This is a genomic window from Psychromarinibacter sp. S121 (assembly GCF_049801035.1).
Taxonomy (GTDB): Bacteria; Pseudomonadota; Alphaproteobacteria; order Rhodobacterales; family Rhodobacteraceae; genus Psychromarinibacter.
Map to the genome: position 1 here is coordinate 231138 of NZ_JBNAGE010000005.1, position 15526 is coordinate 246663.

General features: G+C 65.0%; 13 protein-coding genes. 4 read left to right on the forward strand and 9 right to left on the reverse strand.

The annotated features are described in order from the left end of the window. Positions 1-9 precede the first annotated feature (9 nt). The 4 genes from ACP156_RS21695 to ACP156_RS21710 form a co-directional block, all read right to left on the reverse strand. On the reverse strand, positions 10-981 hold the full coding sequence (locus ACP156_RS21695; protein WP_425053479.1) for an ABC transporter permease: 972 nt from the start codon (positions 979-981) through the stop codon (positions 10-12). Positions 982-993: 12 nt separating this feature from the next. Next, a complete protein-coding gene (locus ACP156_RS21700; RefSeq protein ID WP_425053480.1) occupies positions 994-3513 on the reverse strand; it encodes an ATP-binding cassette domain-containing protein in 2520 nt (839 codons plus the stop codon). A 163-nt stretch (positions 3514-3676) separates the two neighbouring features. After that, a complete protein-coding gene (locus ACP156_RS21705; RefSeq protein WP_425053481.1) occupies positions 3677-4705 on the reverse strand; it encodes a sugar ABC transporter substrate-binding protein in 1029 nt (342 codons plus the stop codon). Between the two features lie 112 nt (positions 4706-4817). After that, positions 4818-5759 carry a threonine ammonia-lyase gene (locus ACP156_RS21710; RefSeq protein WP_425053482.1) on the reverse strand — a complete coding sequence of 314 codons (942 nt, stop codon included), beginning with the start codon at positions 5757-5759 and terminating at the stop codon, positions 4818-4820. Positions 5760-6011: 252 nt separating this feature from the next. On the opposite strand from ACP156_RS21710, the gene ACP156_RS21715 reads away from it, so the two are divergent. Both ACP156_RS21715 and ACP156_RS21720 read left to right on the forward strand, forming a co-directional pair. After that, positions 6012-6815 (forward strand): IclR family transcriptional regulator, encoded by an 804-nt coding sequence (locus tag ACP156_RS21715; protein WP_425053483.1) that lies wholly within the window; start codon positions 6012-6014, stop codon positions 6813-6815. A gap of 42 nt (positions 6816-6857) precedes the next feature. After that, positions 6858-8060: a M20 family metallopeptidase gene (locus ACP156_RS21720; protein ID WP_425053484.1), complete on the forward strand. Its 1203-nt coding sequence runs from the start codon at positions 6858-6860 to the stop codon at positions 8058-8060. A 10-nt stretch (positions 8061-8070) separates the two neighbouring features. On the opposite strand, the gene ACP156_RS21725 is transcribed toward ACP156_RS21720, so the two are convergent. Together ACP156_RS21725 and ACP156_RS21730 are read right to left on the reverse strand one after the other, a co-directional pair. Next, positions 8071-9297 (reverse strand): pyridoxal-phosphate dependent enzyme, encoded by a 1227-nt coding sequence (locus tag ACP156_RS21725; RefSeq protein ID WP_425053485.1) that lies wholly within the window; start codon positions 9295-9297, stop codon positions 8071-8073. Between the two features lie 153 nt (positions 9298-9450). After that, positions 9451-10188, reverse strand: coding sequence for an MBL fold metallo-hydrolase (locus ACP156_RS21730; protein ID WP_425053486.1), 738 nt, complete (start codon positions 10186-10188; stop codon positions 9451-9453). A gap of 74 nt (positions 10189-10262) precedes the next feature. On the opposite strand from ACP156_RS21730, the gene ACP156_RS21735 reads away from it, so the two are divergent. Beyond that, on the forward strand, positions 10263-11030 hold the full coding sequence (locus ACP156_RS21735) for an SDR family NAD(P)-dependent oxidoreductase (protein WP_425053487.1): 768 nt from the start codon (positions 10263-10265) through the stop codon (positions 11028-11030). Positions 11031-11098: 68 nt separating this feature from the next. Here the strand turns inward: ACP156_RS21735 and ACP156_RS21740 are convergent, their stop codons facing one another. From ACP156_RS21740 to ACP156_RS21750, 3 genes are read right to left on the reverse strand one after another with little or no spacing between them, the layout of a single operon-like run. Further along, on the reverse strand, positions 11099-11926 hold the full coding sequence (locus ACP156_RS21740; RefSeq protein WP_425053488.1) for a carbohydrate ABC transporter permease: 828 nt from the start codon (positions 11924-11926) through the stop codon (positions 11099-11101). Then, on the reverse strand, positions 11926-12810 hold the full coding sequence (locus ACP156_RS21745; protein ID WP_425053489.1) for a carbohydrate ABC transporter permease: 885 nt from the start codon (positions 12808-12810) through the stop codon (positions 11926-11928). Before ACP156_RS21745 ends, ACP156_RS21740 begins: the two co-directional genes overlap by 1 nt. Before the next feature lie 53 nt (positions 12811-12863). Continuing rightward, positions 12864-14159 (reverse strand): extracellular solute-binding protein, encoded by a 1296-nt coding sequence (locus ACP156_RS21750; RefSeq protein WP_425053490.1) that lies wholly within the window; start codon positions 14157-14159, stop codon positions 12864-12866. Positions 14160-14412: 253 nt separating this feature from the next. Between ACP156_RS21750 and ACP156_RS21755 the strand changes: the two genes are divergently transcribed. Beyond that, on the forward strand, positions 14413-15513 hold the full coding sequence (locus ACP156_RS21755) for an ABC transporter ATP-binding protein (protein WP_425053491.1): 1101 nt from the start codon (positions 14413-14415) through the stop codon (positions 15511-15513). Positions 15514-15526 lie beyond the last annotated feature (13 nt).

Below are 15526 nucleotides of genomic sequence, written 5' to 3' on the forward strand. Positions count from 1 at the left end.
GGTGACGACTTAGGCCGCCCGCGCCAATCGCGATTTGGCCAGCGTCATGCCGCTGTCGGCCAGCAGCGCGACCATGATGATGGCGCCCTTGTACAGCTCCAGGCTGGACGGGTCCGTGCCAAAGATCCGCAAAGCCGTGGTCAGCAGGCTGACGATGAGCGCCCCGACGATCGTGCCCCAGACGGTGCCGCGCCCGCCGAAGATCGACGTGCCGCCCAGAACCGCCGCCGCGATGGCGTCCAGTAGCAGCGTGGTGCCGCCAAGGTTCGGCGTCACGATGGGCACGCGAGCCACCATGACCAGTGCGCACAGGAACACGAACACGCCCGAGGCGGTATAAACCAGCACCGTGTGTCGCGCGATGGGGACGCCAGCGAGTTCGGACGCGGCGGCGTCAGAGCCCAGCGCGTAGGTGCGCAGTCCGAACCGCGTGCGTCGCAGCAGGAACCCTGCCCCCGCCACGATCGTCGCAGTCAGGAAGATGATGTTCGGCAGGCCCAAAGTTCGGGTGACGCCGATGAACTGCAGGAACGGTTCGCGCAGGATCAGCACCCCCGATGAGGCGACCGCCAGCGTCGCGCCTTGCAAAGCGACCATCGCCGCAAGCGTCGTCACGAAGGGCGGGATCTTCAGGTAGGCAATCACCACCCCGTTCAGCGCGCCGATCAGGGTCATCGCGAGCAGCCCGGCGAAGATCGCCAGCCCCAGCGGAACCCCCGCCATCTTCAACGACGCCATCAGCACGGCGCAGAACGCCACGCCGACGCCGGCGGACAGATCGATGCCGGCGGTGATCAGCACGATCATCGCGCCAAGCGCCAGCACCGCGATGGGTGTCGCCTGCCCGACAATGTTGATCAGACTTTGCCCTGAGATCACGCGGGGGTCGAGGATCGCAAAGATCACCAGCAAGACGGCCAGCAGGATCAGCGGCGACAGGTCCAGAAGGCGTCGTAGCAGTTGCGCGCGGTCATGGGTCATGTTGGCTACTCCTTACTCGGCCGCGTGGCGCACTGGCCCGGCATCGCCAAGCGCCAGTCGCATCACGTCTTCTTCCGTGGCGCCGCGCGGCAGTTCTCCGACTGCATGGCCTTCGCACATCACCACGATGCGATCCGCGACGCCCAACACCTCGGGCAGTTCGCTGGACACCATGATGATCGCCGCGCCTTCTTTCTTGAGGTCCGCAAACAGGCGGTGCAGTTCCGATTTCGCACCTACGTCGACGCCGCGGGTCGGCTCGTCCAGCAGGATCACGCGCGGCTTGGTGGCCAGCCACTTGCCAATGACGACCTTCTGCTGGTTGCCGCCGGACAGTTCGCCCGTACGTTTCTCGGGCTGCGCCGGGCGCACGCCCAGCGACTGGATCAGTTCTCGTGCAAGGCGGTTGATCGCCCGCCACGAAAGGATGCCGCCCTTCGTGTTTCCGCGCAGCCACGCCAGCGAAAGGTTGTCGCGCACCGTCATGGTGCCGACGAAGCCTTCAAGGTGCCTGTCCTCGGGGATGTAGACGACGCCGTTGCGGTTCGCTTCCTTGATATCCCCGCCCGACTGGGGCTTGCCGAACACCTCGATCGAGCCCGCCTCGAGCGAGGACAGCCCGGCGATCAGGCGCAGAACCTCGCTTCGGCCCGAACTCATAAGACCCGCGAGCGCAAGGATTTCGCCCTGCCGCACATGCAGGCTGGCGTCCTTAAGCAAATTGCCGTCCGAGATGCCATCGACCTTGACCGCGACCTCACCGGTCGGCGCTTCGAGCCACGGGAAGATTTCTCCGACATCGCGCCCGACCATCATCGACACGATTTCGGATTCAGTCGTCTCGGTCGTTTCGCGCGAGCCGATGTAGCGACCGTCACGCATCACGACGACGCGGTCGCACTGGCTGAAGATCTCTTCCATCTTATGGCTGATATACAGGATGCCAGCGCCGCGCGCCTTCAGCTTTGCGATCACCTCGTACAGGCGGTCGCGTTCGCGGTTCGACAGGGCCGAGGTCGGCTCGTCCATCACGAACAGCCACGCGTCGGACAGGACCGCGCGGGCGATCTCGACCATCTGCTGACGGCCCACGGTCAGGCTTTGCAGTTCGGCGGTGACGTCGATGTCCAGTTCCAGTTCGGACATGATGCGTTCCGCTTCGGCCTTCATCAGGCGGCGGTTCAGCATCCCAGCCCCGGTGCGCGGCTCGCGGCCAAGGAACAGGTTCTCCAGCACCGTCAGGTCGGGCGCGAGGCTGAAATGCTGGTGGATCACGGCGATGCCCTTGGCGTCGTTCGCACCTTGGAACCGGACCGGTTGGCCGTCGATGACGATCTCGCCTTCGTCCGGGCGGTAGATGCCGCTGATACACTTGACCAGCGTCGACTTGCCCGCGCCGTTTTCGCCCGCCAGCGCGACGACCTCGCCCGCGCGGATTGCAAAGCTGACGCCATCCAGAGCCTTCACGCCGGGGAATTCCTTGCCGAGACCCCGCAGTTCAAGGCTATGCCTCTCAGGGTGTCCGTGCGCGGCGTCTTCCGACGCCGCGGCGGCCGGGCCGATCTTGCGACGGCGTTTTTTCAGCAAGGCAGTAATGGTCTCGGGCTGGCTAAGCAGGACCGCGATCAACACAAGGAAGGCGGTCACGAAGTAGATGATCGTCTGCGGCACCTGCAGGAAAGACAGCCCCGTGTTGATAACGCCCAGCAGCAGCGCGCCGATTGCGGTGCCCCAGATCGAGCCCTCGCCCCCCGACAGCTTGGTGCCGCCGATGATCGCGGCGGTGATGGCGGTGAACTCCAGCCCGGTGCCTGCCAGCGGCTGGGCCGAACCCAGCCGTCCGATCGTCAGCACCGCACCGATCCCGGCGGTCAGCCCGAGAATGACATAGGCCGACAGACGCACCTTCTGTACGGGCACCATCGACGCCCGTGCAGCCGTGGCCGAACCGCCGGTCGCGTAGATCCAGCGCCCATAGGTCGTGCGCGTCAGCACGAACCACCACGCCACCAGCGCGATACCCGCGATCACCACCGACACCGGCACCACGCCCAATGTCTCGCGGCCTGCAAAGACCAGCACAGGGTCGCTGATCGGGATCGACGACGCGTCCGACAGGTTCAGCGAGAAGCCCCGCGCAAACGCCATGGTCGCAAGCGTGGCAATGAAAGGAGAGATACCCGAAAACCCGATCAGCAAGCCGTTCAGCAGACCCATCGCCGCTCCGGCCCCGAGGGCGGCGGCGATCGTCAGAAAGGCCGAGCCTGTGGCCTGGAACACCAATCCGCCGCAGATGCCCGAGAATGCCAGCGTCGAGCCGACCGAGATATCTATGCCCTTGGTCAGGATCACCGTGGTCATTGCAAAGGCGATCAGCGCCGTCACTGCGCTTTGCTGTAGGATCGAAACGATGTTGCCCGTCGACAGGAACCGCGCGTCGACCGCGCCGAACACGGCCACGGCGACGATCAGTACGACGATCAGGATCGGTTCGTTGCGGCGGAAAAGCGAAGAGAAACCACGGTCGGGCATGGGCTGTGCCTGTCTTGCGTCCCCGGTGCGCCTGTTGACGCGAAAGGGCGGGAAATCTGTTCTCCGGGCGCTCCGGCGGGGAAAACCCGCGCGCCCGGCCGTTCGTCCGGCAAGCGGTCCGCCGCCCCGGAACCCGGGACGGCACTCTCGCCAGCGTCCGGGCTTATTCGCCCGCAGTCATCGCAGAGGTCGGCAGGTCCGGACCAAGCTGCTCGGAGTAGCCCATCGCGGCTTCCTGAGCGACCGACGGTGTCAGGTAGTCGATCTCGAGACCCGCTTCGGCCAGCATTGCTGCCGTGTCGTCCGACGTGATGAAGTAGGTCGGCATGAACAGGTCCAGCGGCATTTCTTCGCCCTTCGCAAGGCGGGCGGCCACAGCGATGTTCCAATACCCAACGCGGTAGGCGCCGGTCAGCACGTCGATGACCATCTTGCCGCTATCCAGCAGTTCGACCATCTCGGCGTCGCCGTCATGGCCGCCGTACAGCAGGTCCGCACCCATCGCAGCAGCGACGGAATCGGCGCCCAGGCACATCGAGTCCGAGATACAGGCGATACCGGCCAGATCCGGGTTCGCCGTCAGCCAGGTCTGCGCCGCATTGGCGGCGGTGGCGGCGTCCCAGTTGGTGGGCTCGATGCCGACGATCTCGATGCCGGGGAATTCCTCGGCCATGGTCTCGGTAAAGCCGGCTTCACGGGTGTCGGACACGAAGTTGCCGCGTGCGCCGACCAGCAGACCAACCTTGCCTTCACCGCCCATGGCGGTGGCCAGCGCGCGTGCGACCATCGACATGTTTTCATAGTCCGGATACAGCGTGCCGTAGTTCTCGCCCGCTTCCACCTTGTTGCCCATTGTGATGACCGGAATGCCGGCATCAGTCGCCTGCTTGATCACCGGGATCACGGCGTTCTTGTCCAGCGGGTCGATCAGGATCGCGTCGACACCCTGGTTGATAAAGTTCTCGATGATGCCGACCTGGTTTTCGAGGCTGCCCTCGGCGGACTGCCAGGTGGCGTTCACGCCGTATTCCTCGGCGGCGACATCGCCCGCTTCGCGCATCCGCACGAAGAACGAGTTCTGCAGGTCGATCGCGGCCAGACCAAGGGTCGGCACGTCATCTTGTGCGACTGCCGGGATCGCGGTTCCAAGCGACAGAAGCGTCGCGGCGGCAAGGGTCATTTTTCTAGACATTATGTAGCTCCATGATGGTCGTTAAAGGCGCACAGTTGCCTGCATCTTGTTGTGTTCGATGGTCGCGCCGTCCTGTGGCGGATGACGAAATACTTCGGTCTGCGGGCGGCGCTCATGCGCCGAGCCCGTCGGTGCCGGCGCCGCAGACCAGCCCGGCCACCACCGCCTCGGGCGGCAGCGTCACGCCGCCGGTCATCAGTGCGGCAAGCGAGGCCGCGGCGCTGAGGTCGGCGGCAAGACCGAACTCGAACCACAGCAATTCCGCCGCCGACTGCATCGCGTCGTCCTCGATAAGGACCACCTCGTCGACGAGGTCGCGGACGGTTTCAAAGATGTCCTCGTGGGTGCGCCCGCAGGCCATCGTGGCCACTCGAGTCGTCACCTCGGGCAGCCGCACGACATGTCCCGCGTCAAGACTGCTGCGAAGCGTCGGAGAACCGACGGGTTCCACCCCGATGATCCGGGCATCGGGCTTCATCTTGCGCAGCACAGTGGACATGCCCGCGATCAGCCCGCCGCCGCCGATAGCGACGATGTAGGTGTCGGCGTCGGGAATCTGTTCGACCATCTCCAGCGCTACCGTTCCCTGCCCCGCGACAATCACCGGGTCCGCGAACGGATGGACGTAGAAGGCGCCGATACGTTCGGCATGGGCGGTCGCGGCCTCGTGGGCCTCGTCCCAGAAGCGGCCGGTCTGGACCACCTCTGCGCCAAGGCGGCGCAACTTCTCGGCCTTGATTGGGCTGGCAGTCTCGGGAAGGAAGATCGTCGCCGGCAGTCCTGCCTCGCGCGCTACATAGGCGGTGGCCAGCCCATGGTTGCCGCCGGAGGCCGCCACTAGCCCGCCCGGTGCCGCGCCCTCGGGCAAAGTCATCGCGCGATGCGTCGCGCCCCGGATCTTGAAGCTGCCGCTGACCTGCAGGCATTCAAGTTTCAGATGTACAGGGTTCGCCAGGTCCGCGCCTCGGCAATGATCCAGCCGCAGCACCGGCGTCTGCCGAAGGCGGGGCGCGATCAGAGCGCGTGCAGCGACAATGTCATCAAAGCTGGGCATGTGGTCTTGGCGTCTCCTGAAAGAAACCTGGTTTTGCAGAGCCCGCCTGCGGGCTTTTGCGCGGTGGCCGGATCGGCCGCCCCCGACTTGGTCGCCCGGAGCCCGCATGCGACGCGGGCACCAGAAATGTCTTGTGGGGTTAAGACTGTTAGTTTTATATTTGATGTCAAGTTCGAATATGAAACCATCGACCGGAGCATATGCAGTTGCTAGAAAAATCAGCGACGCGCAGATGCCGGAGGGAGCCAGGCGATGACAGAGCGGACAAAACCCGAGAGAACGGCCAGCTATTCCGCCCCGGCCCTTATCAAGGGACTCGACATCCTGGAGCTGCTTGCAGAGCGGCGGAACGAGTTGACGATGAAGGAAATTTCCGAGGGCCTCGGGCGCACCAAGAACGAGCTGTTTCGCATGATCGTGGCCCTGCAGGAGCGCGGCTACATTCAGCGCAACCCGGACACCGAAGCCTTCTCGCTGGGCGAACGGCTGTTCAAACTGGGCCTGCATGCGCCCAGTTCCCAGGATCTCCTGACTGCCGCCATGCCCGAACTCGAAGCCTTTGCCGCCGAATGCGGGCAATCTCCGCATCTTGTCGTGCTGGCCTCGGGCCGCACGGTCGTCACCGCGGTAGTGCCGGGTGGCGAGGACATGTCCTTCACGCTGCACCTTGGCTATGGCCGGGTCGCAACCGACGCTACCTCGGGGATCGCAATCATGGCGTTCATGCCCGAGACGATGCTTGATTGCGCGATCAAGGTCGCCGAGGCGCATCTCGACGCACCGATGGATCGCGCGCTTCTGGACGAGCGGCTGAAAATCGTCCGCGATCAGGGCTATTGGATGCGCGACAGTAGCGATTTCATTGGAATCACAGATATTTGCTGCCCGATCTTCGGCCCGCAGGGCACGGCGATAGCTTCGATTGTCATACCCTTCGTCAACCGCCACAACCGACCGGACGGACGGCAGCATGCCCTCGAGGTGCTGCGCCGTGCCTGCAACCGGATCTCGGACAAGCTTTCCCACAGAATCAACAGGACAGCGGCCACCGGGTGATCCCATTCCGTGCGACTGTCCCCCAAGGAGACCAAACGTCCATTGCCACATGATTCGAAGACGCTGACGGCCCAGCCCGTCACCCGCGACGAAGCGGTCTCTCTCCTCTCCGAGATGGTACGCATCCCAAGCATCAATCCGAATTTCCTTCGCGAGGGCCAACCCGAGGCGTGGCACAGCGAGGCTGCGTTGGCGCAGTACATTCTGGAATGGTGCACCGATCTGGGGCTGCCGGCGCGGCTGGATGAGGTGCTGCCGGGGCGTCCGAACGTGGTCGTAGAATTGATCACAGACCCCGACGCGCCGTCGATCTTGTGGGAGGGCCACACCGATACGGTTCAGGTCGAGGGGATGGCCGCCCCGTTCGAGCCCCGGCTGGAGGGTGACCTGCTGTACGGGCGCGGATCGGTGGACGACAAGGGTTGTCTGGCAATGTTCATGCTGGCGATGGCCGCCCTGAAACGGGCCGGGACGCCCTGCAACGTGACCTTCGTGGCTGCGGTGGACGAAGAATCGACCTTTCTTGGCGTGCTGCACCACGTCGCAACCCACCCGCCGGCAGAGATGGGCGTTGCGGGCGAGCCCACCGAACTGGCGATGGTTACTGCCTGCAAGGGTGTGATCCGCTTTGTGGTCGAGGTGACAGGGCGTGGCGCCCATGCCTCGCAGCCGCACGAAGGGCTGGACGCGTTGGCCGCGTCTGCGCAGTTGGTGCTGCATCTGCGCGAGTATATCAAAGGCACGCCTCGCACCCACTCCACCCTTGGGCCGCGCAGCCTCACCTGTACGATGATGGAAGCCGGCGAAGGGCAGAATACGGTCCCTGCGCGCGCCCGGCTGACCTTCGACATGCGCACCCTGCCCGACCAGTCCGGCGAGGACGCCTGGAACGAGATCAGCGGCGTCGTGGCGGCTTTCGCCGCGGACGCGTTGCCCGAGTTCGGCGTGACGATGCACCCGCCTTTCATCGACTCGATCTCGCAGCAGGTGCCGGACGACGCCCGTATCGTCGCAGAGATGGGCGCCGTTCTTGCCGCCCGCGGCCTTCCCGCTGCGCCGATTGCGGTTCCCTACGGGTCTGACGCGTCGAAGATGACGAAGGCCAACACCCCGACCATCGTCTTCGGCCCCGGCACCATCGACGTCGCCCACTCCGACAACGAGCATGTCGATGTGACAGAGGTCGTGCGTGCCGCCGAGATCCTCGTCGAACTCGTGCAGCACGCCGGTGGTCGCCGCAGCTAAACGCACGCGGTCAGCCGTTGAATGCATCAAGGGCGCGGGCGATGATCTCGTCCGTGGCCAGATCCGGGCTGACAGCGATGCTCTCGAGTTCCCCTGCCGCCTGTGCCGGCACGTCTTTCAGAATGTGCCCGGACAGGATCAGGACGGCGGGTTTCGGCAGCTTGTCTTCAAGCTTGCGATACGCCGCAAGCGCCGCGATTGCGGCAGGCTCGGCCGTGATCCCTTCCAGCCGCCCGAGGTCCAGCATCGCGCTACGGATCTCGTCGTCGGTCACAGCGACCGCGTGTCCGTCCGCGCCGCGAATACGCTTCAGAGTCCGTGTGCCGTCCGAAGCGTAGCCCCGCAACGGATCGTTGATCGACCCCGGCATCCCGGTGACCGCATCGCTCCATTCGTCGACCGTGTCGGCGCCTTCATCGAAGGCTCGCGCGATCGGCGCGCAGCCCGCGCCCTGCACGCCCACCGGGACCGGCATGCGTGCGATGCGCCCCTGCGCCAGCAGCACCTCGGCCCCGGCCACGATGCCGTCCAGCATCGGCCCTGCCCCGATGGGGATCATGACCGAGCCGACCTCGCCCAGTTCCGCCTGCAGCTCCCACATGATCGTGGCATGCGCCGCCGTCATGTACGGGCTGAGGTAGGTAGAGGTGAGGTTCACCCAGTCCGAATGCTCGGCGGCGATGGTCTCGGCCATCCTGAACGCGTCCGAAAATGTGCCGTCGACCTCGACCACGATGGCGCCGTTGGCCTTGGAGTGCACCAGCTTGCCCGGCGGTGTGCCCTTGGCCAGCGCGACGATACACGGCAGCCCGGCCCGCGCGGCGTAGGCCGAGACAGAGGCCGCATTGTTCCCGGTCGAGGCGCAAACCACGCCCTTCGCGCCCAGCGCGCGGGCCGCAGAGACAGCGACCGCCGCGCCCCGGTCCTTGAACGAACCGCTGGCGTTCATCCATTCGGCTTTCACATAGACACCGCCGTCGGGGAACATGCGGTCCAGCGGGATCAGAGGCGTGCCGCCCTCGCCGAGGGTGATGCGCACGTCGCCCACCGGCAGCGCTTCGGCGTAGTCGTAGAAAGCGGCCCGGCCCTCTGGCAGCACCGGGGCTTCCACCTGGGCGGCGAGCGTGCCGCCACAGATGTGACAGGCGGCGCCGAGATCGGGTGCCCGGGAGGCGTCGCATACAACGCACCGCAGCTGCGTTCGGGAAAGTCCGCCGTTGGATGTGGCTTGCGTCATGGCTGGTCGCTCCGTCGGTTTTCCACCACCGGAACCAGGCCAGCCTTAATGCAGGCATTGACCCTTCAGCTTTGGGGCGGCAGGATTGGTTAATCGTTTAACCATTAAGAAACAGCAATTTCCGTCGCCTGTCCAGATGTCTGTCTCGATGCCTCAGAAAGGTGCCGGAACTCCGGTCATCGCAACCCAGTCCAAGGCCCGCCGGGCGTGCCTCCGCCCATCCTTCAACGAGAATGTCCCGTGTCCCGGATAGAATTCTTCCCAGTCCAGCTCGGCCAGCTTGCGGATCGACGCGATACTGTCCGCGACCGAGCAGTCAGGGATCTCCTGCAACACGACTCGTCCGCCTGCGAACAGAGCGTCGCCCGCGATCAGGGCGGGTGCGCCATGCCCTGTCACCCTGAACGCGCAATGATCCGCGCTGTGCCCCGGCGTCTCGATCAGCGTCACCGCGAATGGGCTAAGCTGCATCGGGGTATCGGGCTGCATGACCGTGTCGACCTCGGGCGGCGTCCAGTCGTAATCCATGGGGTAGTAGCCGCCCCGCGCCCGATCGAGGCTGATCGCCCGTTCGTCGCGCTGCGCCAGAATCTCTGCCGTGGCGGCACCAGAGATGATCCGCAGACCCGGCACCCGCGCCTTCAACGCCGCCGCCCCGCCCGAGTGGTCCGCGTGCGCATGTGTCAGGAACAGCGTTTCCAGCCCGTCCAGGTCCAGCCCACCCGCGCGCATCGCCTCGATCATCCCATCGATATCCAGCCCGGCGCCGCTGTCGAACATGTGGTGCCGCAGGCCATCGGTCAGGACATGTACGTTGCAGTCCAGCCGGTCGGTCAGGTCGAACCCGTTGCCGCCGCTGGCCACCAGATGAAATCGCTCGGTCAGCTTCATTTTCGCACTCCCGTCGGCGCTTGCCGCGCCGCACTCACAGGTTTCAAGGAAAGGGTCCACCCATGACAACCCGGATGAACGAACTTATGGCGCTGACCGGTAAGGTCGCCATCGTCACAGGAGGCGCCGCCGGACAGGGTCGCGTTGCCGCCGAACTGTTCGCGCAGCAGGGCGCGAAGGTGGTGATCGCCGACATCAACGCCGAAGCCGGTGCAGACGTGGCGAACCAGATCGGCGGCACCTTCATCGCCACCGATATGGCGGACGAGGCGCAGATCGCCGCGATGGTCGCCCATGCGGTCGAGACGCATGGCGGCATCGACATCCTTTTCAACAACGCGGGCGTCGGCTTTTCGGCCTCGCCACGGTTCAAGATGGCACCGATCACCGAAACACCGATCGAGGCGTGGGACGCGATCCTCGACATCAACCTGCGCGGGCTGGCTATGGCCTGCAAGCACACTATCCCCCACATGGTGACGCGCGGCGGCGGGTCGATCATCAACAATGCCTCGATCAACGCGATTGCCGGGGTGAACGGCGCCGATGCCTACACCGCTGCAAAGGGCGGGATCGTATCGCTGACCCGGGTGCTGGCGCTGGACTGGGGCGCGAAGGGCATCCGAACCAACTGCATCTGCCCCGGACCGGTGGCGACGGCGATGATCAACGACCTCCTGGACGACCCGGCCTTCAAGACCGCGATGACCACGGCGATCCCCATGGAACGGGTTGGCACGGCGGAAGAGATCGCCGCGGTGGCGGTGTTTCTGGCCACGCCGGCTGCGGGTTTCATCAACGGTGCGATCCTGCCTGTCGACGGCGGCTGGTCCGCGAAATGACGGCGAGCGGGGCTGTTTCACCGGCCCCGCCCCCTGTTCCTTGCATGTAGGCATCGCGGGACCCCGCCCTACTTGGACGATCCCGCCGTAACCCCGGCGATGAAGTACCGCCCGGCGAAGGCGAACAGGATGACCACCGGCAGCGCTGTCATCACTGCGGCCGCCGACAATAGGCCCCAGTCGATGGAATATGAGGACACCAGCCCCTCCAGCCCTACGGGCAATGTCTGCAGGCTATCATCGATGATGAAAACCGAGGCGAACAAGAACTCGGTCCACGAGTAAACGAATGTGTAAGTCCCCGTCACCACGATACCTGGCAGGGTCAGCGGCACGATGATCCGCCGCAAGATCTGCATGTCGGTCGCGCCGTCGATGGCCGCAGCTTCCTCGATGCCGTCGGGGATCGAAGTGAAGAACCCGCGCATCAGCCATACGCTGAACGGCGCCGCGAAGGTGGCGTTCATGATGATCAGGCTGGCCCATGTATTCAGCGCGCCCGACAGTGCGAACAACTTGAACAGCGGTGTCAGCAGCAGGATGCCAGGGAAGACGTACACCACCAGCAGCAACAGGTAGACCGTCTGCCGCCCGCGATACTTGGTCCGGTACACGCTGTAGGCCGCCAGCAGCGCCAGCGGGATTGAGATCGCGGTGCTGGCCAGCGCCACGATCAGGCTATTGCGCAGGACCAGCAGGAAATTTGCCTCGCGCGGGAGGCGCGCGTAGTTATCCAGCGTCAGGGCGTCCAGCCGGAACAACTCTCCGGGTCGGATCAGCACCGCGTTGGGCTGGAACGAACTGAGCAGCATCCAGATGAACGGCAGGCCGATAATCGCCAGCATCATAAGTATCAGCGCGCCACGCAGCAGGCCGGGGACAAGAACGGACGGCATCACACGACCTCCTGTTCCGAGGCGCCGGACGGCACGAAGCGGATGTAGCAGAAGGCGAAGACCAGCAGAAACAGCGCCAGCGTCACCGACATGGCCGAGGCTTCGCCCAGGCGGAATTGCTGGAACGCGCGCTCGTAGATCGCGACGGGCATTGTCTTGGTTACGCCGATGGGGCCGCCCTTGGTGGTCAGCCAGATGATGTCGAACACGTTGATCGACCACAGCGTACCCAGCAGGCCCACCACGTACAGCACAGGCTGGATGAAGGGCAGCGTCACCCGCTGGAAGATCTGCAGGCCAGTCGCCCCCTCGACCTTGGCGGCCTCGTAGTATTCAGGCGCAATGCGCGTCAGGGCGGCGAGGATCAGCAGCGTCATGAATGGAAACCATCGCCAGGCATTGATCAGAGATACGGTCAGGAAGGCGAAATCGGGGTCGCCGAGGAAGTCGATAGGCCGCTCGATCAGGCCAAGGCCCGTCAGCACGTGATTCACCACTCCGAAGTCGGCGTTCAACATCCAACGCCACAGGAAGGTAACGATAATCGTGGGCACCACCCAGCTGATCATGATCCACGTTCGCGCAATGTGTTGCCCGCGAAATCCCCGCGACAGCAGCAGCGCGGCGCCAGCCGCGATCACCGTTTGCAGGACGGCGGCGCCTATGGCCCACATCAGGCTGCGCAGAAAGGGTCCGGTCATCGTGCCGTCCGAGAACACGGTGACGTAGTTCGCCAGCCCGACGAACCGCGGCACGCCGCCCATGGTGTTGGCGTTGGTCAGGCTGATCCAGATGCAGTAGCCCAGAGGCAGCGCGATGGTCAGAGCCAGCCAGATCAGGATCGGCGCCGCGAACAGCCGCCCGAGGCCCGCCCGGACGGACATGGTTGCCGCCCCCGTAGGGGCGGCCTCCTTCACGTCTTCAACGGTCGCGCCGGTCATTCCGAGATAGCGCTTTCCATCTGGGTCTGCCCCCAGGCCACGGCATCGGCGGCACTGTCATCCCCGATGATCGCGCGCTGCACGACCTGCGCCAAGATGTTCTGCGCCGCGATAGGGCCGATAGCGTCCTGAACCTCACCGGTGTTGAAGCCCGGCAGTTTGCCATAGCCGGACTGCTCGGTCATCAGGTCCAGACAGGTCTGGTACGGGGCCAGCGCCTCGGCATTCTTCCAAGCGTCGGTCGCGCCGTCCTCGGTCAGTGGCAGGAACAGACCCGGCTCGGCCAGCAGGAAATCGGCATAGTTCTCGGGCTCCAGCAGGAACGACAGGAATGCCTCGGCACCGGCGCGGCGCTCGGGGTCGTCGGTCATGATCATCGCCGCGTTCGAGTAGTAGATCGAGGCACGTTCACCACCGTCGGCCACCGGGATCGGTGCGCAGCCCAGCGACTCTGGCGGCTGGCCCGAGGCGCTTTCGAAGGTCGACAGGTATTGCCCCTTCTCGATCGCCATCGCTACGGCGCCCGCGTTCAGCGCGTCCTGCGGCTCGGCCCAAGTCCACGAGCCGATGCCCGACGGCGCCAACTCGGAAAGCTGCTTGTAGAAGTCCAGCGTCGCAACGGTGTTGGGGTTATCGAAGACAACCGCGCCGCTTTCGTCGAACAGTTCGGCGTCGTTGTTCACAGCCATGAAGCTGTAGAACACCTGATCCGTCGCAAGGCTCAGCGAGGCCGGGATGCCGATGCCATAGACGCCGTCGCCGGTCAGCGTCTCGGCTGCCGACAGCAGCTCGTCCCACGTGGCGGGGGGCGTTTCGGGGTCGAGACCTGCGGCCTCGAACAGGTCCTTGCGGTACCACAGCACCTGCACCATGCCGTAGACCGGAACCGCCCAGACCTCTCCGTCGTCCGTGTAGGGCAGCGCCGCTTGCTCGATGAAGCCGTGCGCCTCGTCAAGCTCGGCGACGAACTCGGTCACCGGCTGCACCGCGCCGGTGTCGCGCACGGTCACAGTAAAATCGGGGATGGTGAACTGGATGTCCGGCTGGATGCCGGCGTCCACAGCGGGCGGCAGCACCTGGTAGATGTTGCCCCAGCCCTGCACCTGCTGAACAACTTCGTATTCGTCCTGGCTGGCGTTGAACGCGTCGATGACGACCTGGAACTGGTCGATGCGCGGCTGCACCTGCTCTTGGTGCCACATCGTAATCTTGGTCTGGGCCATGGCGCCGGAGGCGGCGGTCGTGGCCAGAAGAACCGCGCACAGGCGCGATGCTCTGAACGAGCTGGTCATGTCGGAAAACTCCTCTGCCGGGATAAGCATTTTCATTGGCAAGCGGACCCCCGACCAAAGGTTGGACGATCTCCGCCGCATGACTCGGATCGTAGGAAGGGGCATTCAAAAACGCAAGTTTAATCGTTTGACTAAGTGAAAACTGCCAGGTTACGGTATGATTCAAGCAGGATCGCCGACCTCTGCGCCTCCCCATGGATGCGCTGGGGTCGGACGATCCAGACAGCGCATTCAGAACGACGGGACACCGCATATGGCGAAAGTCACACTCGACGGAGTGGTCAAATCCTACGGAACCGGGATGACCGCCGTGCACGGCATCGACCTTGCCGTCGAAGACCGCGAATTCGTCGTTCTGGTTGGCCCTTCGGGCTGCGGCAAGTCGACGACGCTTCGGATGATCGCAGGGCTCGAAGAGATCACCGGCGGCACGATCCGGATCGGCGACCGGGTGGTGAACGACTTGCCCGCCCGGCAGCGCGACATCTCGATGGTGTTCCAGAACTATGCGCTGTATCCGCACCTGACGGTATTCGACAACATGGCCTTCGGGCTGTCGCTTGGGAAGACTCCCAAGGCCGAGATCGAGACCCGCGTGCGCGACGCGGCCGAGACGTTGGGCATCGGCGCCCTGCTCGACCGCAAGCCCAAGGCGCTTTCGGGCGGCCAGCGCCAGAGGGTCGCGATGGGCCGCGCCATCGTACGGCACCCCTCGGCCTTCCTGTTCGACGAACCTCTGTCGAACCTCGATGCCGAGTTGCGCACCCAAATGCGCAGCGAAATCAAGCGCGTCCACCAGCGCGTCGACACCACCACAATCTACGTCACTCATGATCAGGTCGAGGCGATGACGCTGGCCGACCGCGTCGTGGTCATGCGCGGCGGGCGGATCGAACAGGTCGCCCCGCCGCAGGAGTTGTACGCCAACCCCGCCAGCCGCTTCGTCGCCGGGTTCATCGGCAGTCCCGGCATGAACTTCCTCGCGGCCACCGTCACCGCGGACCCTACCGCACTGACCTTCGAGGACGGCACCCGCATGGTGCTTCCTGAGGGACAAGCCGGCCGCCTTGCTCCGTTTACGGGCCGCACCGTGACTTTCGGGATCCGCCCCGAGCACCTGCAACCACCAGACGGCGTGATCCGGGGCCCCGAGGCCGCGCTGGAGGCGCGTGTGACGTTGGTCGAACCCTTGGGCGGCGAGGTCATCCTTCACATCGATGTCGCGGGGGCCGAACTGGTGTCCCGCGCCGCAGTCGACAGCTGGCCCGCGCCCGGTGACATGGTCCGCATGCGCGTGGCACTGGACCGGCTCCGCCTGTTCGATCCCGAAACCGGCGCTGCCCTGCCGCTGTAAAGACCCGAGGCTT

Coding starts and splice junctions, on each gene's coding strand:
- ACP156_RS21700 (WP_425053480.1), bottom strand. CDS start 3,513: ATGCCCGACCGTGGTTTCTCTTCGCTTTTCCGCCGCAACGAACCGATC.
- ACP156_RS21755 (WP_425053491.1), top strand. CDS start 14,413: ATGGCGAAAGTCACACTCGACGGAGTGGTCAAATCCTACGGAACCGGG.
- ACP156_RS21705 (WP_425053481.1), bottom strand. CDS start 4,705: ATGTCTAGAAAAATGACCCTTGCCGCCGCGACGCTTCTGTCGCTTGGA.
- ACP156_RS21710 (WP_425053482.1), bottom strand. CDS start 5,759: ATGCCCAGCTTTGATGACATTGTCGCTGCACGCGCTCTGATCGCGCCC.
- ACP156_RS21750 (WP_425053490.1), bottom strand. CDS start 14,159: ATGACCAGCTCGTTCAGAGCATCGCGCCTGTGCGCGGTTCTTCTGGCC.
- ACP156_RS21740 (WP_425053488.1), bottom strand. CDS start 11,926: ATGCCGTCCGTTCTTGTCCCCGGCCTGCTGCGTGGCGCGCTGATACTT.
- ACP156_RS21725 (WP_425053485.1), bottom strand. CDS start 9,297: ATGACGCAAGCCACATCCAACGGCGGACTTTCCCGAACGCAGCTGCGG.
- ACP156_RS21735 (WP_425053487.1), top strand. CDS start 10,263: ATGAACGAACTTATGGCGCTGACCGGTAAGGTCGCCATCGTCACAGGA.
- ACP156_RS21745 (WP_425053489.1), bottom strand. CDS start 12,810: ATGTCCGTCCGGGCGGGCCTCGGGCGGCTGTTCGCGGCGCCGATCCTG.
- ACP156_RS21730 (WP_425053486.1), bottom strand. CDS start 10,188: ATGAAGCTGACCGAGCGATTTCATCTGGTGGCCAGCGGCGGCAACGGG.
- ACP156_RS21715 (WP_425053483.1), top strand. CDS start 6,012: ATGACAGAGCGGACAAAACCCGAGAGAACGGCCAGCTATTCCGCCCCG.
- ACP156_RS21695 (WP_425053479.1), bottom strand. CDS start 981: ATGACCCATGACCGCGCGCAACTGCTACGACGCCTTCTGGACCTGTCG.